The sequence below is a fragment of the Campylobacter sp. BCW_4319 genome, from assembly GCF_001764435.1.
GTDB lineage: Bacteria > Campylobacterota > Campylobacteria > Campylobacterales > Campylobacteraceae > Campylobacter_D > Campylobacter_D jejuni.
In genome coordinates, this window is sequence record NZ_MKAQ01000001.1 from 49,963 (window position 1) to 68,715 (window position 18,753).

Annotated in this window: 12 protein-coding genes, 2 tRNA genes, 3 rRNA genes and 1 pseudogene; 3 read left to right on the plus strand and 15 right to left on the minus strand. The window is 35.8% G+C overall.

Going from position 1 to position 18,753, the window contains the following annotated elements; translation table 11 throughout:
* Nucleotides 1-137: 137 nt before the first annotated feature.
* The 3 genes from AJN56_RS00270 to acpP are packed head-to-tail and all read right to left on the minus strand — an operon-like array spanning nucleotide 138 to nucleotide 2,551.
* Nucleotides 138-1,076, minus strand: coding sequence for an acetyl-CoA carboxylase carboxyl transferase subunit alpha (locus tag AJN56_RS00270; RefSeq protein WP_002869266.1), 939 nt, complete (start codon nucleotides 1,074-1,076; stop codon nucleotides 138-140).
* A 1-nt stretch (nucleotide 1,077) separates the two neighbouring features.
* A complete protein-coding gene (locus tag AJN56_RS00275; protein WP_002854977.1) occupies nucleotides 1,078-2,292 on the minus strand; it encodes a beta-ketoacyl-ACP synthase II in 1,215 nt (404 codons plus the stop codon).
* A 25-nt stretch (nucleotides 2,293-2,317) separates the two neighbouring features.
* Nucleotides 2,318-2,551, minus strand: a complete 234-nt coding sequence (gene acpP, locus AJN56_RS00280) for an acyl carrier protein (protein WP_002854831.1) — start codon at nucleotides 2,549-2,551, stop codon at nucleotides 2,318-2,320.
* A 109-nt stretch (nucleotides 2,552-2,660) separates the two neighbouring features.
* On the opposite strand from acpP, the gene tenA reads away from it, so the two are divergent.
* Nucleotides 2,661-3,329, plus strand: coding sequence for a thiaminase II (gene tenA / locus AJN56_RS00285; RefSeq protein ID WP_072225850.1), 669 nt, complete (start codon nucleotides 2,661-2,663; stop codon nucleotides 3,327-3,329).
* Nucleotides 3,330-3,352: 23 nt separating this feature from the next.
* On the opposite strand, the gene sdhE is transcribed toward tenA, so the two are convergent.
* The 7 genes and pseudogenes from sdhE to gpmI all read right to left on the minus strand — a co-directional run bounded on the left by sdhE (nucleotide 3,353) and on the right by gpmI (nucleotide 10,057).
* Nucleotides 3,353-4,210 carry an 8-methylmenaquinol:fumarate reductase membrane anchor subunit gene (gene sdhE, locus AJN56_RS00290; protein ID WP_002857284.1) on the minus strand — a complete coding sequence of 286 codons (858 nt, stop codon included), beginning with the start codon at nucleotides 4,208-4,210 and terminating at the stop codon, nucleotides 3,353-3,355.
* A 3-nt stretch (nucleotides 4,211-4,213) separates the two neighbouring features.
* Entirely contained in the window at nucleotides 4,214-5,179 is a 966-nt protein-coding gene (gene sdhB, locus AJN56_RS00295; protein ID WP_002854950.1) for an 8-methylmenaquinol:fumarate reductase iron-sulfur subunit, read from the minus strand.
* Nucleotides 5,176-7,011, minus strand: a complete 1,836-nt coding sequence (gene sdhA / locus AJN56_RS00300; protein WP_002857383.1) for an 8-methylmenaquinol:fumarate reductase flavoprotein subunit — start codon at nucleotides 7,009-7,011, stop codon at nucleotides 5,176-5,178. Before sdhA ends, sdhB begins: the two co-directional genes overlap by 4 nt.
* A gap of 336 nt (nucleotides 7,012-7,347) precedes the next feature.
* Nucleotides 7,348-7,757: pseudogene (locus tag AJN56_RS00305) on the minus strand (pyridoxamine 5'-phosphate oxidase family protein).
* Nucleotides 7,758-7,763: 6 nt separating this feature from the next.
* Entirely contained in the window at nucleotides 7,764-8,507 is a 744-nt protein-coding gene (gene fabG, locus AJN56_RS00310; protein WP_002855091.1) for a 3-oxoacyl-ACP reductase FabG, read from the minus strand.
* Entirely contained in the window at nucleotides 8,497-8,595 is a 99-nt protein-coding gene (locus tag AJN56_RS08950; RefSeq protein ID WP_002869268.1) for a hypothetical protein, read from the minus strand. Before AJN56_RS08950 ends, fabG begins: the two co-directional genes overlap by 11 nt.
* On the minus strand, nucleotides 8,579-10,057 hold the full coding sequence (gene gpmI / locus AJN56_RS00320; protein ID WP_002854970.1) for a 2,3-bisphosphoglycerate-independent phosphoglycerate mutase: 1,479 nt from the start codon (nucleotides 10,055-10,057) through the stop codon (nucleotides 8,579-8,581). Before gpmI ends, AJN56_RS08950 begins: the two co-directional genes overlap by 17 nt.
* A gap of 79 nt (nucleotides 10,058-10,136) precedes the next feature.
* Here gpmI and mraY point away from each other — a divergent pair, with 79 nt between their 5' ends.
* Together mraY and murD are read left to right on the plus strand one after the other, a co-directional pair.
* Nucleotides 10,137-11,198, plus strand: a complete 1,062-nt coding sequence (gene mraY, locus AJN56_RS00325; protein ID WP_002855192.1) for a phospho-N-acetylmuramoyl-pentapeptide-transferase — start codon at nucleotides 10,137-10,139, stop codon at nucleotides 11,196-11,198.
* Complete coding sequence (gene murD, locus AJN56_RS00330) at nucleotides 11,198-12,406, plus strand: UDP-N-acetylmuramoyl-L-alanine--D-glutamate ligase (RefSeq protein ID WP_002869269.1); 1,209 nt, start codon at nucleotides 11,198-11,200, stop codon at nucleotides 12,404-12,406. Before mraY ends, murD begins: the two co-directional genes overlap by 1 nt.
* 184 nt (nucleotides 12,407-12,590) lie before the next feature.
* On the opposite strand, the gene rrf is transcribed toward murD, so the two are convergent.
* From rrf to AJN56_RS00355, 5 genes are all read right to left on the minus strand, one after another.
* Nucleotides 12,591-12,707 (minus strand): 5S ribosomal RNA (rrf, locus tag AJN56_RS00335).
* A gap of 274 nt (nucleotides 12,708-12,981) precedes the next feature.
* Nucleotides 12,982-16,025 (minus strand): 23S ribosomal RNA (locus AJN56_RS00340).
* A 473-nt stretch (nucleotides 16,026-16,498) separates the two neighbouring features.
* Nucleotides 16,499-16,575 (minus strand) — tRNA-Ile (locus AJN56_RS00345).
* Nucleotides 16,576-16,583: 8 nt separating this feature from the next.
* Nucleotides 16,584-16,659 (minus strand) — tRNA-Ala (locus tag AJN56_RS00350).
* A 102-nt stretch (nucleotides 16,660-16,761) separates the two neighbouring features.
* A 16S ribosomal RNA gene (locus AJN56_RS00355) occupies nucleotides 16,762-18,274 on the minus strand.
* The 16S, 23S and 5S rRNA genes sit together here with 2 tRNA genes alongside, the layout of an rRNA operon.
* Nucleotides 18,275-18,753: the final 479 nt, after the last annotated feature.

An 18,753-nucleotide genomic window follows, 5' to 3' on the forward strand; every position in this document is an offset into this window, starting at 1 on the left:
TCAAATTAATTCCTTTAAAAATAATTATTTTGATATTTAAAATCATTTTTGAAGTATAAAAAAAGAATACTTTTAATTAACTTAATTTTGATAACAATTATAAATAATAAAATTATTTAAAAAAGCGAAGTAAAAGCCTAAGCCTCTTGATAGGCTCCAAGCTTTAAAATTTTCTGCATACGATTTGCAGAAAGTTCTCGTACGTCAATATTTTCAAGTTCATTTAGAGATTTTTTTACATAATCAGCAATAGCTACTGCTGCAGCTTCTTTATTACGATGTGCACCATTTGTAGGCTCATCTATAACATCATCAATTAAACCTTGAGATTTTAAATCATCAGCCGTTACCTTCATAACCTTGGTTGCAGCTTCACTTTTTGCAGGATCATTCCAAAGTATTGCAGCACAACCTTCAGGAGAAATTACTGAAAAAACAGAATTTTTCATCATTGCAAGTCTATCTGCAACCCCTATAGCTAACGCCCCGCCACTACCGCCTTCTCCGATAACTATAGCAATGGTCGGTATTTTCAAATCACTTAATTCATATAAATTTCTAGCGATAGCTTCACTTTGCCCTCTTTCTTCAGCACCTATTCCAGGATAAGCACCTGGAGTATCTATCAAAAATAAAATAGGAATTTGAAATTTCTCTGCAAGTCTTGCTACTCTTAAGGCTTTACGATATCCTTCAGGATGTGGCATCCCAAAATTTCTAGCGATTTTATCTTTTGTTCCACGTCCTTTTTGCTCACCAATTACAATTATTTTTTTCTCTCCTAAATAACCCATAAAACAAACAATAGCAGGATCATCTCTAAAGGCACGATCACCATGTATTTCATGAGCGTCATTTAAAATAAGTTCAATATAGTCAAGAGCATAAGGGCGATCTGGATGACGCGCTAATTGCAAACGTTGAAAATCGCTTAAATTCTTATAAGTTTTAGAAATTTCTTTTTCAAGATTTTTCTTTAAAATCGATACAGCTTCAGTATCTCCTTTAATCTGAGCATTGATAATGTCTTCATCAATTTGCTGAATATTTTTTTCAAAATCCAAATAAGAAGCCATATTAATCTACTTTTTTAAATACAACGCAGCCATTTGTGCCACCAAAACCAAAAGAATTACTCATCACCACTTTTAAATCTACTTTTCTTGATATATTTGGAACATAATCAAGATCACATTCATCATCTTTTACAAGCTGATTGATTGTAGGTGGAACTACCCCATCTCTTAAAGCCATAACACTAACAACTGCTTCAATTGCACCTGCAGCACCCAAGCAATGACCTGTTTGTCCTTTGGTGGAACTTATAAGCGGGATATTATTGCCAAAAAGCTCTTTAATTGCTGCTGTTTCATTTTTGTCATTTACAGGGGTTGAAGTTCCATGTGCATTGATATAATCTACCTTTGGATTCCCTGCCATATTTAAAGCTTTTTTCATAGCTCTTAAAGGCCCATCTAAAGTTGGTGAAGTAATATGATGTGCATCTGCACTTTCTCCAAATCCAATTAATTCAGCATAAATTGTAGCACCGCGTTTTTTAGCCTCTTCATATTCCTCAAAAACTAAAGCTCCAGCACCTTCTCCCATGACAAAACCATCTCTTTCTTTGTCAAATGGTCTTGAAGCATGCTGTGGATCTTCATTTCTAGTTGATAAAGCTTTCATTGAAGCAAAACCACCTATACCCACAGGACAAATCGCAGCTTCTGCACCTATGACTAACATCTTTTTAGCATTTCCCAAAGCTATACTTTTATAAGCTTCTCCTATAGCATGAGTTCCTGCTGCACAAGCTGTAACACAAGAAATATTTGGCCCTTTAAGTCCATGCTCTATAGAAATCAAACCTCCTAACATATTTACAAGCGCTGAAGGTATGAAAAAAGGGGAAATTTTACGCGGACCTCGCTCGGAACAAATAATGGAATTTTTTTCTATGTTAGGCAAACCTCCAATACCAGCAGCCGAAACAATGCCAAATTCTTCTTTGTCTAATTCTTCGTTAAATCCAGCATCCTGCATTGCTTCTCTTGCTGCTTTAATTCCAAGTTGTATGAAACGGTCAATTTTTTTTACTTCTTTGCCATCAACAACCTCTAATGGATCAAAATTTTTAACTTCAGCTGCAATTTGAACAGGAAAGTCTGTGGCATCAAAAAGAGTAATTTTATTTACTCCGCTTTCTCCATTGCAAATTGCTTTAAATGAACTTTCTTTATCTAAACCAAGGGCATTGATCATACCAATACCTGTAACTACAACTCTTTTCAAGAATAAGCTCCTTGCAAGAAAAAAATTATTTTTTTAGATTGTCAATATAATTTACAACATCTTCAATTTTAATTAATTTTTCAGCATCACTATCTGGAATTTCTACTTCAAATTTTTCTTCTAAAGCCATAATAAGCTCTACAACATCTAAAGAATCAGCACCTAAATCTTCAATAATTTTTGATTCCATTTTAACTGCATCTGCATCAATACTTAATTGCTCTACTACTACTGCTTTTACATCATCAAATGTTGCCATTTGTTCTCCTTCAAAAAATTAAAATAAAGCGTATTTTACTATAAAAAGCTTAAAATATTTATAGTTTTTCATTATACTTGAAAATAAAATATTAAAACATAAAGGAAAAATAATGCTTTTCTCTAATTTAATCAAAGAAAATCAAAAAATTTGGAATGCTTATCTACATCATGATTTTGTTAAAAAATTGGAAGATAAAAGCCTAAAGCAAGAAAATTTTCTTTTTTATCTCAAGCAAGATTATATTTATTTGCTTAATTACGCAAAATGTTATGCAAGATTAGCACTTAACTCAAATACTGCAAAAGAACTTCGTTTTGCTATGAAATTTCAAAATTATATAGTTGAAGGAGAAATGGAACTTCATCGTGCAATTCTATCTCTTGGCATTAATGCAGATGAACTCGATGCAAAAGATGAAAGTTTAGTCAATATAGCCTATTCGCGTTATATGTTAAGCGTAGGTGAAAATGGAGATTTTTTAGATATGCTAGTTGCTCTTAGTGCTTGCGCTATAGGCTATGCAAAAATAGGTGCTGAAATTATAAATCGTTTAAAAAATGAAAATTTAAAAGATCATCCTTACAAGGAATGGATTTTGACCTATGGAAGTGAAAATTTTCAAAATGAAGCTAAAGAATTTGAAGATTTTGTTAATTCTTATACTTCAAGTGTTAGTGCACAAAAATTCCAAAAACTCAGCGAAATTTTTCATACTGTAACACGCTTGGAAGTGGCTTTTTGGGAGCATTCTTTAAGAATGGAATTAAATCTTTAAACATGGGCTTTTTGCCCATGTTTTTATGCAATTTTACTTGCATCAATAATATTATAATCTAAACCAACCATTTCTTTAGAAAGTCCTAATGCAAGTCCTACTAATTGTGATAAATGAATAATAGGCAATCTTGCTTTAGAATTAGTATAATCTTGAAATCTTTCTTGATAGATATCAAGCTGCATTTGACAAAGTGGACAAGGTGTTACAACACAATCAGCTTGATTTTCGCTTGCATTATTGACAATTTGACTAGACATTTTTTTCACAGATTTTTCTGCAGGATAAGAAGCATGAAAACCACAACAATCAAGGCGTTTTTCAAAAGGAACTATTTTAGCCCCTAAAACTTCTACTACACTTTCAAAACTTTTTGGATTGGTTGAACTTTCTTTTTTACCGAAAGTATCTTCAGGTCTTAAACTATGGCAACCATAAAATAAAGCTACTTTTAAATTTGAAAGCGGCTTTTTCACCTTGCTTTTTAAATTATCCAAATCCTCATAAAGCTCCCACAAAAGACTTGTAATAGGCGTTGAACCTTGATATTTCATTCCACCTTTTGCTAAAAAAGTATTGATGCGTTCTTTTGCACCCTTATCAAGAGTATTTTTTGCTTTAGTTAAAGTTAGCATACAAGTACTACAAGTTGTAAGCATTGGCATTTTCATCTCTTCTGCTAAAGCAATATTTCTTGCATTAGCTACCAAAGTCGCAATAGGATCAACACACTGCGCTTGAGAAGCCCCACAACAACTCCATCCCTTAATTTCATTCAACTTCCAACCCAAAATAGGTGCAATAGCTTCAAGTGAAATTTTAGATTCTTTTGCAGCTTGAGATAAAACACAACCTGGAAAAAAAGCGTATTCTTTTTGCATATTTTACTCCTTAACAGCAGCTTCTTGTGCCGCCTTTATCATTTTAACCAAATCTTTATGCCCTTCTATTTCATCCTCGCCAAAAACATGCATAGGATTCATCTTTCCTGCACGCATAAGTTTAAAAGCTATATCTGTTTTACCCATAGAACCTATAACACCCTCAGAACGTAAAGCAAGATAAATTTCATTCAAGCGTCCTGAACCTTCAACTAAATCTTTATAAAAAGCTTCAGCATGATCAGGCCCTAAGCCTTCATTTAAACCTTTTTTAATCGCCATCACTCTTAAATTTGCTATATCACTTACTGAACTTATACCCTTTGGACAACGATCAGCGCACTCTTGACAATGAACACAAAGCCAAAGTCCATTCATTACGCTGGGTTTTACATGCAACATAGGATCCTTACCTCGAGAGTCTGCCGCTGCACGCCAAGCATGAGTAAAAACAAAAGGTTGCATATAATCGCTACTATCTGCTTCTAATTTATTACACTCTGAAGCACAGCTACCACATAAAATACAATCCCATTGCTTGCTAATACGATCAAATTCTTCTTGACTTTGTTTACAGCCCTTTTCCGCTGAAAATTCATTTTTTGCCACCATGGCAGGACGAATTTTTCTTAAATTTTCTATAGAAGGCTCCCAATCCACAATTAAATCAGAAATTACTCTAAAATTTCCAAGCGGAGAAATGCGTATACTTGAAGGATTATCATATTCTTTTAACAAATCTTGCATTTTAGTATCACAAGCAAGATAAGAATGCCCATTCACACGAACTGCACAAGCCCCACAAATCGCAGATTGACAAGAGGCGGTAAAATTCAAAGTAATATCTTTTGTTTTTTTAATAAAAAGCAAAAGAGAGAGCAGAGTTTTTCCTTGTATATCCTTATCATCAATATCATAACTTTGTTCATATTTTTCCTTGCCATTAAAACGATCTATGATGATTTTCATTGTACTCTCCTTCCATCAAGTGAAAACTCAGTTACCACGACATCTTTATAACTAAGTTTTAATTCATCATTTTCTAAATTTACAATGCTATGTTTTAAGAAATTTTTATCATCTCGCTTTGGATAATCTTCTCTAGTATGAGCCCCACGACTTTCAAGTCTATTTCTAGCTGCTAAACAAGCACAGCGAGAAAGTAAAATCAAATTACCAAGCTCTACATAATCTGTAAAAGCAGTATTCATCACTTCATTAGGATTTGGAATACGAATTTTTTCATATCTTGCTTGTATATCTTCTAAATTTTTTGCTAGAAGATCGAGTTTTTCTTGAGTTCTAAAAATCCCCATATTATCCCAATTTTGACTTCCCAACTCTTCTCGCAATTCATACATTTCTTGACCATTTCCGCCATTATTTGTAATTTCTTTAAATCTAGCCTGCCATTTTTGAGCAAGTTCATGAGTTTTTGCCCCTTTTCCAAAACTTGCATCTTTGGCATAATTTGTCGCACCAATGCCTGCTAAATGCCCCGTTACAACTGCATCGGCTAAAGAATTTCCCCCTAGTCTATTAGCTCCATGTATAGAAATACAAGAAGCTTCTCCACCTACATAAATTCCAGCAATTTTAGTACTCATATCTTCAAATTTAGCCACTTCAATTCCACCCATAGAATAATGCGCCGTTGGACGGATAGGTACAGGAGTATCTACTAAATCAATATTTTCAAAAAGCATTGCAGTGTGACGAATTTTTGGTAAATCTTTTAAAATTTTTTCTTTTCCTAAGTGGCGTACATCGCACAAAACATAAGCTCCAAGTCCCTCACCATAACCTCTACCTTCGCGAATTTCTGTTTCTATAGCACGCGCAACCACATCTCGCGGTGCAAGCTCCATTTTTTCATGGTAATTTTTCATAAAACGCTCACCACGATTATTTAAAAGATATCCCCCTTCACCGCGCGCCGCTTCTGTAATAAGAGTTCCACCATTTGCAACTCCTGTTGGGTGAAATTGTATCATCTCGGGATCTTCAAAACCAAGTCCTGCTCTAAGAGCAGCTGCCACGCCATCTCCTGTGGCAATAAAAGGAGTTGAAGTTCTATTATAAAATATCCTTGTATATCCCCCTGTAGCAATCACCAAAGCTTTGCATAACACAGGATAAATTCCACCGCTTTGTATATCTCTTAAAACGACACCCTCGCATTTTCCATCCACAACACCTATATCCAAAAGCTCATGATCCATTAAAAATTTCACACCACTACTAATAGCATCATCTAAACAAGAATGCATTAAAATATGACCTGTTTTATCTGCAGAATAGTTACAGCGTTTCTTAGAAGCTCCTCCCATTAAACGCTGAGCTACTCCACCTTGCTCATTTCTTGAAAACAAGGTTCCTATAAAATCCATATTAAAAATAGCCTTTCCAGCTAATTCGCAAAATTTTAAAGCCGCGTCTTGATCTACCAAATAAGCTCCGCCTTTAATAGTATCATAAGCATGTAATTTATAGGAATCTCCATTAGAAAAATCAGTAACTCCATTAATTCCACCCTCTGCCATACAAGTTGCGTTACGCGATGGCATCATCTTTGTAGCTACTACAACGCTTAATTTTGGATTTTCTTTTCTCACTGCGGCTGCAGCACGCAAACCTGCTCCACCTGATCCAATTACCAAAACATCACAAGAAGGTAAATTTGTATCTTTATCCATCTTAGATGAATCATCTAAGGCATAAACTCCACTTGAACTTGCAGCTAAAGCTCCTACACTAATACAGGCTGTTTTTATAAAATCTCTTCTAGAAAATTCACCCATATCATTCTCCTTATTTAAAAAATTAATAATAATTTTTAATGTAAGTCAATCTTACATAACCGCATGCCAAAAATCCAAAAACAAACTCTCCTTTCAATATAAAATGGATTAAAAACAAATTTATAATTTAATAAATATAAAAAAGCATAAGATAAGCAATCAAAGAAGATAGATGAATATAATAAAATAAATATTAAAAAATTTTTGCAATATATCATAATCTATTCCTTGCAAATTAAACGGAATGATTATACCTTAAAAAAATAACAAAAAGTTAATATTAATTAAGATATTATTTATCTTAATTAATATATAGTTAATAAAATTATCAAATCATTAAGCCTTAAAAAGCTTAAATTCTCCATTCATAAATTGCATTCTAGCGCTTAAATGATCAAGATAAAAAACTTCAAATTTTGGATTTTGCGGAGTTTCATAAAGATTTACAAGATAAGGATATTTTTCAAACATCATTTTTTAACTTCTAAATTTGGTTCAAAAACCGCATTAGCCCTAAGTCTTAAAAAAGTCCCATCTTTTGCACAAGAACAAAATTCAATACCATTATAATTTTTTATATGCTTAAAAAGTCCTTTTGTATTTGCTGTGCAAAAATAAATTTTATCTCTCACAAGCAATGGACTTTGTATAGGACGCACTCTAGGATTTCCACAAGTTCCTAAAGTGGCTAAAAATGCTGGTGCATTGTCATCTAAAAATTGTGCTATTTCTTTTAAATCCATCATTTTTCCTTACATATATAAACCACCATTGATCTTAAGCACATCGCCTGTCACATAAGAGGCATAATCACTAAGTAAAAACGCTACACAATTAGCCACTTCTTCAGGTTCTGCAAAGCGTTTTAAAGGGATATTGTCTTGATAGGTTTGTTTGATTTCATCACTTAAAACTTCAGTCATATCGCTTTTTATGAAACCTGGAGTTACACAGTTAAAGCGTAAATTTCTACTTGCTCCTTCTTTAGCAAAAGATTTAGTCATAGCTATCATTCCACCTTTACTAGCAGAATAATTTACTTGTCCAGCATTGCCCATTTCTCCGACAATAGAAGCGATATTTACAACAGCACCAAAGCGTTTTTTACTCATGGTTTTTAAAGCTTCTCTACAACCTAAAAAAGCTGAGCTTAAATTCGTATCCACAACGCCACTAAAATCTTCTAATTTCATTCTTAAAGCAAGTTTATCATTTGTAACGCCTGCGTTATTTACAAGATAACTTAACTCTCCATCGCTCTCCACTATGATTTTTACACCATTTTCAAACTCATCTTCTTTGCTTGCATCAAATTTAATCACAGCAGCAACGCCACCACTTGCAATAATTTCATCTTTTAAAGCATCTGCAAGTTCAGGTTTTGAACGATAATTAATCCAAACTTTAAGTCCAAAACCCGCCAAAGTTTTTGCGATAGAAGCACCTATTCCCTTACTTGCTCCAGTAATTAAAACATTTTTTCCACTAAATTTCATTATCTATCCTTAATAAGTTTAATTTTAAAAATTGCAATCTTAACAAATTTCTTATAAAAAAGGCAAACAAACTAAAATAAAGCCTCATTCATTTCTTTTGGAATTTCTAAGTCTAAAATTTTAAGCACGCTTGCAGCGATATTACTAAGCCCCATATTATCTTTAATCTTTGAAACTCCCTTTGCTTGCACAAAAACAAAAACATCAAAAGTAGTGTGATTGGTAAGCAAATTTCCTTTTTCATCTTGCATAGCCTCGCAATTTCCATGATCACTTGTAATGATAAAAGCATAATCATGCTTTTTTGCACATTCTACAATCTCGCCCAAACAAGTATCCACCGCTTCAACAGCCTTTATAGCAGCATTAAAATCACCTGTATGTCCAACCATATCTCCATTTGCAAAATTTACCACTATAAAATCCTCACCCTTTTCTATGCCTTTTTTCACTGCATCACACACTTCAAAAGCACTCATTTGGGGTTTTTCATCATAAGTTTTTACCTTGGGGCTTGGGATTAAAACCCTTGTTTCATTTTCTAAAAGCTCTTCTTTTCCGCCATTAAAAAAGAAAGTTACATGGGCATATTTTTCGGTTTCTGCGGTATGAAGCTGACTAAGCCCTGCTTTAGAAATCACTTGCGCTAAAGTATTTTCAATTTTTTCTTTTTCAAAAAGCACAGGGAGTTTAAATTTATCATCATAAACACTCATAGTAAGTAAATTTTCAAAGATTTTTTCGCGTTCAAACTCTTTAAAATCCTTAGAATTTAACACTTCAACAAGTTGTTTCATTCTATCATTTCTAAAATTGATAAAGATAATGCCATCTTCTTCTCTCATACCCTTGTAATTCTCATTTTGCACTGCTTTGATAAATTCATCGGTAACATTTTCATCGTAAGATTTTTGCAGGTATTCTAATAAATTTGGCACCTTATAAGCCTTACCTAACAAGCACTCATAACATTCTTTCACCCTATCCCAACGCTTATCTCTATCCATAGCATAAAAACGCCCACAAAGTGTAGCAAAATGCACACCTAGGTTTTCACAAAATTCTTTTAAATCTTTTATGAAATTTAAGCCACTTTTTGGATTTACATCACGCCCATCAGTGATTGCGTGAGCAAAAACTTCATTGCCATTTTTCGCACAAATTTCAAGCATGGCTTTAAAATGTGTATCCATAGAATGCACCCCGCCATCACTATAAAGCCCTATAATATGCACTCTTTTACATTTTGCTAAAAGTTTTTGTAAATTCTCATTTTTTTCAAGTTCTTTGTTTTCAATGGCTTTATTAATACGCACTAAATTTTGATAAATAATACGCCCACTGCCTATACACATATGCCCTACTTCACTATTTCCCATCTGCCCTTCTGGCAAACCTACAGCTAAACCACTCGTTTTTAGTAAAGAATTTGGGACTTCCTTAAAAAGCTTTTCATAACTTGGTTTTTTAGCTGCTTCAAAAGCATTAAACTTACTATTCTTATTATACCCTATTCCATCTGTAATAATTAAAACGCATTTTTGCTTCATTTTTCTCTCTTTTATAAGAATTTTTTTGGTTAGATTTTACTAAAATTAAACTTTTAAAAACCAAAAAGAAGGCTAGGTTTTGTATTATCTTTCAGATTTAAGTCATTATGCTTTTTTTACTTATATTAGTGTGCGTGCAGGCTTTGCATTTTTTATCGCTTTATGTTTGTCTTTATTTTTAATGCCTAAATTTATTACTTGGGCTAAAAATAAAAACGCTAGTCAACCTATTTACGAATACGCCCCAGAAACTCATAAAACCAAATGCCATACTCCAACTATGGGTGGACTTATTTTCATCAGTTCTGCAGTAATTGCAAGTTTATCTTGTATCAAATTTGATAATATTTTTGCTATAAGTGCTTTGCTTTGTTTGATACTTTTTTGTTTGATAGGACTCATAGATGATTTGGGCAAAGTTCTAAAAAAAGATAATCACTCAGGACTTAGTCCAAGAATGAAGCTTTTAACGCAAATCATCGCTGGACTTATTTGCATCTTACCTTTATATTTTAGTTCAGAGCTTAGCACGGAACTTTTTATACCTTTTTATAAACACCCTCTTTTTGATATGGAAATTTTTGCCATTGCTTTTTGGATTTTGGTTTTAATTTCTAGCTCTAATGCTGTAAATTTAACCGATGGACTTGATGGCTTAGCTACAGTTCCAAGTATTTTTTCTTTATCTACTTTAGGGATATTCTTATATTTGAGCGGAAATTTAAATTATAGTGAATATTTACTTTTGCCAAAAATTCAAGGACTTGGTGAAGTGGTGATTATTTGTGCTGCATTAATCGGTGCTTTAATGGGATTTTTATGGTACAACTGTTATCCTGCACAGGTTTTTATGGGGGATAGCGGAAGTTTAGCTTTAGGTGGATTTATAGGATTTTTAGCTATCATTAGCAAAAATGAAATTTTACTTTTACTCATAGGTTTTGTTTTTGTTCTCGAAACTGTTTCTGTAATTTTACAAGTTGGAAGTTTTAAAATTTTTAATAAAAGAGTTTTTAAAATGGCACCTATTCATCATCATTTTGAAAAAGTTGGCTGGGTAGAAAATAAAATTATAGTACGTTTTTGGATGATAGCCCTACTTTCAAATTTACTCGCACTTGCATCAATAAAGCTAAGATAATGAAAATTTCACTTTTTGGATACGGAAAAACCACACGTGCTATTGCTGAAAATTTGGTAGATAAATTTGGACCTTTTGATATTTATGATGATCATTTTATAGAAACAAAAAAAGATACACTAGGAAATTTACTTTTAAATCCTAATGATTTTGATGATAATTTAAGCGATATTGAAATTCCTAGTCCAGGTTTTCCACCAAAGCACAAACTCATTCAAAAAGCAAAAAATTTACAAAGTGAATATGACTTTTTTTACGATATCATGCCAAAATCCGTTTGGATAAGCGGAACCAATGGCAAAACCACTACCACTCAAATGGCTACACATTTATTATCACACATTGGTGCTGTTATGGGTGGAAATGTTGGAACTCCTTTAGCAGAGCTTGATCCTTATGCAAAACTTTGGATACTTGAAACTTCATCTTTCACCCTACACTACACTCATAAAGCTAAACCTGAAATTTATGCACTTTTACCTATAAGTCCTGATCATCTTTCTTGGCATGGAAGTTTTGATAATTATGTTCAAGATAAGCTAAGCGTTTTAAAAAGAATGAATGAATGTGATGTAGCAATACTGCCTAAAATTTATGCGAATACTCCAACAAAAGCTCATAAAATAAGCTATGAAGATGAAAAAGATCTAGCTGTTAAATTTGGCATTGATACGGAAAAAATTTCCTTTAAAAGTCCTTTTTTACTCGATGCTATCATGGCTTTAGCTATAGAAAAAATTCTACTTGATACTTTAAGCTATGAGCTTTTAAATAGCTTTGTAATGGAAAAAAATAAACTCGAAGAGCTTAAAGACAGTCAAAATAGGCTTTGGGTAAATGACACTAAAGCTACAAATGAAAGTGCGGTAATGGCTGCACTTAATCGCTATAAAGATAAAAAAATCCATCTTATCATAGGGGGAGATGATAAGGGTGTAGATCTTAGTAATTTATTTGATTTTATGAAAAATTTTAACATAGAACTCTATGCTATAGGTATTAGTACTGAAAAAATGCTTGATTATGCAAAAAAAGCAAATTTGAAAGCCTATAAATGTGAAGTTTTATCTAAAGCTGTAAATGAAATTTCAAATCACTTAAGAGTCAATGAAGTGGCTCTTTTAAGTCCCGCTTGTGCAAGTTTAGATCAGTTCAACTCTTACGCAGAGCGTGGAAAAGTCTTTAAAGAATGTGTGAATAAAATTTAATTTATTTTACTTTTCATACAAATATATTAAACTTTCCAAACCCCTAAAAACACCCTATTCTCTCTAAAAACCCTAACCAGTAACAAACTCTTTTTTTAAACACGATTCTAAGCACCATCTAAAACAACAATAAAAATAAACATAGGATTTATATATATAAAGTAAGTAATGAAGACATTTAACAAGTCCGCAATGAGCTACTTTCCCCCTGCCAGTAAGGCGTAGTATCATCACCCACGATGTGCTTAGCTTCTTGGTTCGGGATGGAGCAAGGCGTTTCCACATCTGTATAATCACGGACATTGTTATTTAAATATTCTTTGAAAGATTGAATTTAAGAATAAAGCTTAATCTTTTTATTTCTTTACTTTTTTCTTTATTCTCTTTCTTCTTTTGTTTTTCTTTATTTTTTTCTTATCTTTTATCTTTGATAAGTTTTTATATAGAATACTTAAAAAACAATGTTAAGAGCAAGTTCTAATACAAACTCTACTTGAAAGATTTCTATTAAACTCTAAATATTATCTATATTCAAAGCTTTCTTAAAAACCTTAACAAGGAAGTGATGCTTTATTAAAGATAAGCCAAACGCTCTATTAGTACTGGTCAGCTAAAGGACTTTCATCCATTACACACCCAGCCTATCAAACTAGTAGTCTTCTAGAGAGCTTAGAGAAGATTCATCTTAGAGTTGGCTTCACGCTTAGATGCTTTCAGCGTTTATCCTTTCCAAACTTAGCTACGCTGCGATGCTCTTGGCAGAACAACAGCTACACCAGTGGTTTGTTCAACCCGGTCCTCTCGTACTAGGGTCAAATCTCTTCAATCTTCTTACGCCCACGGCAGATAGGGACCGAACTGTCTCACGACGTTCTGAACCCAGCTCGCGTACCGCTTTAAATGGCGAACAGCCATACCCTTGGGACCTGCTCCAGCCCCAGGATGCGATGAGCCGACATCGAGGTGCCAAACCTCCCCGTCGATGTGAGCTCTTGGGGGAGATCAGCCTGTTATCCCCGGGGTACCTTTTATCCTTTGAGCGATGGCCCTTCCACACAGAACCACCGGATCACTAAGACCGACTTTCGTCTCTGCTTGACTTGTATGTCTTGCAGTTAAGCTGGCTTATACCTTTATACTCTATGAACGATTTCCAACCGTTCTGAGCCAACCTTTGTAAGCCTCCGTTATTATTTGGGAGGCGACCGCCCCAGTCAAACTACCCACCAGACATTGTCCCACTTGAGGATAACTCAAGCTGGTTAGCTACCCAAATAAGAAAGAGTGGTATCTCAACAATGGCTCCTATACAACTGGCGTCATATACTCAAAGCCTCCCACCTATCCTGCACATTCTTATCCAAATAGCAGTGTCAAGCTGTAGTAAAGGTCCACGGGGTCTTTCCGTCTTGCCGCGGGTAGGAGGAATTTTCACCTCCACTACAATTTCACTGGATCCCTCTTTGAGACAGCTCCCATCTCGTTACGCCATTCATGCAGGTCGGTATTTAACCGACAAGGAATTTCGCTACCTTAGGACCGTTATAGTTACGGCCGCCGTTTACTCGGGCTTCGATCAAGAGCTTCGCTAATGCTAACCCCATCAATTAACCTTCGAGCACCGGGCAGGCGTCACACCCTATACATCCTCTTACGAGTTAGCAGAGTGCTGTGTTTTTGGTAAACAGTCGGGAGGGACTCTTTGTTGTAAGTTTCTTCGCTTTCGGAGTAAATCCTAGTACGAAGCTAACCACACCTTATACCGAAGATACGGTGCTATTTTGCAGAGTTCCTTAAAGAGAGTTCTTCCACGCGCCTTAGAATACTCATCCCACCCACCTGTGTCGGTTTACGGTACGGGCAACATTAGCTAAACTTAGAAACTTTTCTTGGCTCGACGGCATCAGGGGTTCTTCTATCCATCCGAAGACTTCAAAAAGCCTTTCAGTTCTCGGAGTATTGTTATACGGATTTGCCTGTATAACCTCCTACGACCTTAGACTAGCACTTCCATCCGCTAGCCCCCTTAGCCCTAAGCGTCCTTCCATCGCACACTAATGTTGGTATTGGAATATTAACCAATTTGCCATCGTCTACCCCTTTCGGACTCGACTTAGGACCCGACTAACCCTACGATGACGAGCATCGCGTAGGAAACCTTGGGTTTACGGCGTTAATGATTCTCACATTAATTATCGCTACTCATGCCTGCATGCTCACTTCTATTCGCTCCAGCACTCCTTACCGGTATACCTTCGACGCAAATAGAACGCTCTCCTACCACTTGCACACAACTTAAACTACTTAACTTTAGCCTAAGAATATTTTTACTGATTTTACTAAGTTTTATTTCTATCTTTACTCTATAAAAATCAGTAAAAATATAACTTAGTTTCTCATATTCTAAACTTAAATAATCTAAGTTGTGCGCAAGTCTACAGCTTCGGTACTTACTTTAGCCCCGTTATATTTTCCGCGCAAAATCACTAGACCAGTGAGCTATTACGCTTTCTTTAAAGGATGGCTGCTTCTAAGCCAACCTCCTGGTTGTTTAAGTAACTTCACATCGTTTTCCACTTAAGTAAGATTTAGGGACCTTAGCTGGTAGTCTGGGTTGTTTCCCTCTTGACGACGGATTTTATCACTCGCCGCCTGACTGCTGTGATTACATATAAGGTATTCGGAGTTTGATAGGGTTTGGTACATTGGTGTATGCCCTAGCCCATTCAGTGCTCTACCCCCTTATATTACGACACAACGCTATACCTAAATATATTTCGGAGAGAACCAGCTATCACGAAGTTTGATTGGCCTTTCACCCCTATCCACAAGTCATCCCGGGGCTTTTCAACGCCTATGGGTTCAGTCCTCCACTAGTTCTTACACTAGCTTCAACTTGCTCATGGATAGATCACTTCGTTTCGGGTCTGCAGCATCTGACTAAGCGCCCTATTCAGACTCGCTTTCGCTACGGCTTCGCGTTTGCTTAACCTTGCCAGACACCACAACTCGCAGGCTCATTATGCAAAAGGCAGTCCATCACACTGTATTGCTACATAGTGCTCTGAATGATTGTAAGCAAATGGTTTCAGGTTCTATTTCACTCTGATCACCTCAGTTCTTTTCACCTTTCCCTCACGGTACTTGTGCACTATCGATCTGGTATTAGTATTTAGGGTTGGATCGTGGTCGACCCGGATTCAGACAGGATTCCTCGTGTCCCGCCCTACTCAGGATACTGCTAGCTAAGCTTTGTTTTTCGCATACGGGACTATCACCCTCTATGGCTATACTTTCCAGAATGTTCTGCTAAACTCAGCTCTTGCACATTGCAGTCCTACAACCCCCAGTGCAAGCACTGGGTTTGCCCTCTTGCGCTTTCGCTCGCCGCTACTGACGCAATCTCTATTGATTTCTTTTCCTGAGGGTACTAAGATGTTTCAATTCCCCTCGTTCGCTCCTATATAGGTAATGTATATCTCTATACATTGGGTTGCCCCATTCGGAAATCTACGGATCAAAGCTTCTTGACAGCTCCCCGTAGCTTATCGCAGTCTAGTACGTCCTTCATCGCCTTTACCAGTCAAGGCATCCACCATTCGCTCTTAGTAGCTTACCTTTTTTACCTTTTATTATTGATTCTAAAACGCATCACTTCCTTGTTAAAGTTTTTATGATAAGACTTCTTTATCTTAAGACGGAAAGCATTCAAACACTTAATATAAAACTAAATGATTTAGTCTCAACTAAGCTGTGAGTTTGAAACTTGTCTTTAGTAGTAATAACTAAAGAAAAGATAAATAGGTTTTATCCTTTAACAAGTCCTGTAAAATTGTTTTTATTAAAACTTGCTTGTGACTCTTAACAATGATAATTAAAAAGAACATTAGGTTTAAAACCTAAAGGAAGTATATATATTAATATAATCATTATAAATATAAATACATAATGTATATGTTATTTATATCTATCTAAAGTATATTCTTTTATAGCTAAAGATAAAAATAAATCTAAGTATTTAGAGTTTATATATTTAATCTACTTTATATACTTGCTTTAGATTTTAAAGCTTCTTTATTCAAATCTTTTTTATGGTGGGCCTAACAAGACTTGAACTTGTGACCTCACCCTTATCAGGGGTGCACTCTAACCAGCTGAGCTATAGGCCCTTAATAAATGGTGGAGAATAGCGGGATCGAACCGCTGACCTCCTGCGTGCAAAGCAGGCGCTCTCCCAGCTGAGCTAATTCCCCATAAACAATTAGCTTTATCATCAATCTTTGAAATCTAAACAAGAATCAATTGAGTTTATATATTGAAGTAATAGTTGTGAGACTTATTACTTTGTACTCTAGAAAGGAGGTGATCCAACCGCAGGTTCTCCTACGGTTACCTTGTTACGACTTCACCCCAGTCGCTGATTCCACTGTGGACGGTAACTAGTTTAGTATTCCGGCTTCGAGTGAAATCAACTCCCATGGTGTGACGGGCGGTGAGTACAAGACCCGGGAACGTATTCACCGTAGCATGGCTGATCTACGATTACTAGCGATTCCGGCTTCATGCTCTCGAGTTGCAGAGAACAATCCGAACTGGGACATATTTTATAGATTTGCTCCACCTCGCGGTATTGCGTCTCATTGTATATGCCATTGTAGCACGTGTGTCGCCCTGGGCATAAGGGCCATGATGACTTGACGTCGTCCACACCTTCCTCCTCCTTACGAAGGCAGTCTATTTAGAGTGCTCGGCCGAACCGTTAGCAACTAAATACGTGGGTTGCGCTCGTTGCGGGACTTAACCCAACATCTCACGACACGAGCTGACGACAGCCGTGCAGCACCTGTCTCTAAGTTCTAGCAAGCTAGCACCCTCATATCTCTATAAGGTTCTTAGGATATCAAGCCCAGGTAAGGTTCTTCGCGTATCTTCGAATTAAACCACATGCTCCACCGCTTGTGCGGGTCCCCGTCTATTCCTTTGAGTTTTAATCTTGCGACCGTACTCCCCAGGCGGTACACTTAATGCGTTAGCTGCATTACTGAGATGACTAGCATCCCAACAACTAGTGTACATCGTTTAGGGCGTGGACTACCAGGGTATCTAATCCTGTTTGCTCCCCACGCTTTCGCGCCTTAGCGTCAGTTGAGTTCCAGCAGATCGCCTTCGCAATGGGTATTCTTGGTGATATCTACGGATTTTACCCCTACACCACCAATTCCATCTACCTCTCCCTCACTCTAGACTATCAGTTTCCCAAGCAGTTTAATGGTTAAGCCATTAGATTTCACAAGAGACTTGATAATCCGCCTACGCGCCCTTTACGCCCAGTGATTCCGAGTAACGCTTGCACCCTCCGTATTACCGCGGCTGCTGGCACGGAGTTAGCCGGTGCTTATTCCTTAGGTACCGTCAGAATTCTTCCCTAAGAAAAGGAGTTTACGCTCCGAAAAGTGTCATCCTCCACGCGGCGTTGCTGCGTCAGGGTTTCCCCCATTGCGCAATATTCCCTACTGCTGCCTCCCGTAGGAGTCTGGACCGTGTCTCAGTTCCAGTGTGACTGATCATCCTCTCAGACCAGTTAAGCGTCATAGCCTTGGTAAGCCATTACCTTACCAACTAGCTGATACTATATAGTCTCATCCTACACCGAAAAACTTTCCCTACTCAACTTGTGTTAAGCAGGAGTATAGAGTATTAGCAGTCGTTTCCAACTGTTGTCCTCTTGTGTAGGGCAGATTAACTATACCTTACTCACCCGTGCGCCACTAATCCACTTCTAGCAAGCTAAAAGCTTCATCGTTCGACTTGCATGTATTAGGCACGCCGCCAGCGTTCACTCTGAGCCAGGATCAAACTCTCCATAAAAATTATAGATAGTTTAATCTTTTTCTTCAAAGAAAAAGTTATGAAAGATTAAAAGAAAAGCTTTTAATCTTTTTAATTATTAGATTGAATAGATTTTACATAATTGCTTATGCCTAAATCTTTATCTGGCTCAATCGATCACTTATTTAGATTTCAAAGATTGACTAATAAGATTTGAATAACAATACTAATTTAAAAGAACAAAACAAAAAATCATTTTTAAAAGAAAAGTTTTTAAATTAAAAAACAAGATTTATAAAAAAGCTTTTAGTTTATAAAATAAAAACCAAAAGAGTTAATTTATAAAATCTACTAAGCTAGTGAAACTTTATAATTTAAAAGATTTTAAGTCCTTTTTTTCAAAAAAGGAAATGAAAGTATAACCAATTAAACTTAAAAGGGGATTAAATAAAGGATTAAATAGTATAAATATTTGTGTAAGTATTTATATAAGTATTTGGTGGGTTGAAAAATGGGGG

Excerpts from the sequence above, each read along its gene's own strand:
- AJN56_RS00270 (WP_002869266.1), bottom strand. The coding sequence starts at position 1,076 with ATGGCTTCTTATTTGGATTTTGAAAAAAATATTCAGCAAATTGATGAA.
- acpP (WP_002854831.1), bottom strand. The coding sequence starts at position 2,551 with ATGGCAACATTTGATGATGTAAAAGCAGTAGTAGTAGAGCAATTAAGT.
- sdhE (WP_002857284.1), bottom strand. The coding sequence starts at position 4,210 with ATGCAAAAAGAATACGCTTTTTTTCCAGGTTGTGTTTTATCTCAAGCT.
- sdhB (WP_002854950.1), bottom strand. The coding sequence starts at position 5,179 with ATGAAAATCATCATAGATCGTTTTAATGGCAAGGAAAAATATGAACAA.
- sdhA (WP_002857383.1), bottom strand. The coding sequence starts at position 7,011 with ATGGGTGAATTTTCTAGAAGAGATTTTATAAAAACAGCCTGTATTAGT.
- fabG (WP_002855091.1), bottom strand. The coding sequence starts at position 8,507 with ATGAAATTTAGTGGAAAAAATGTTTTAATTACTGGAGCAAGTAAGGGA.
- AJN56_RS08950 (WP_002869268.1), bottom strand. The coding sequence starts at position 8,595 with ATGAGGCTTTATTTTAGTTTGTTTGCCTTTTTTATAAGAAATTTGTTA.
- gpmI (WP_002854970.1), bottom strand. The coding sequence starts at position 10,057 with ATGAAGCAAAAATGCGTTTTAATTATTACAGATGGAATAGGGTATAAT.
- murD (WP_002869269.1), top strand. The coding sequence starts at position 11,198 with ATGAAAATTTCACTTTTTGGATACGGAAAAACCACACGTGCTATTGCT.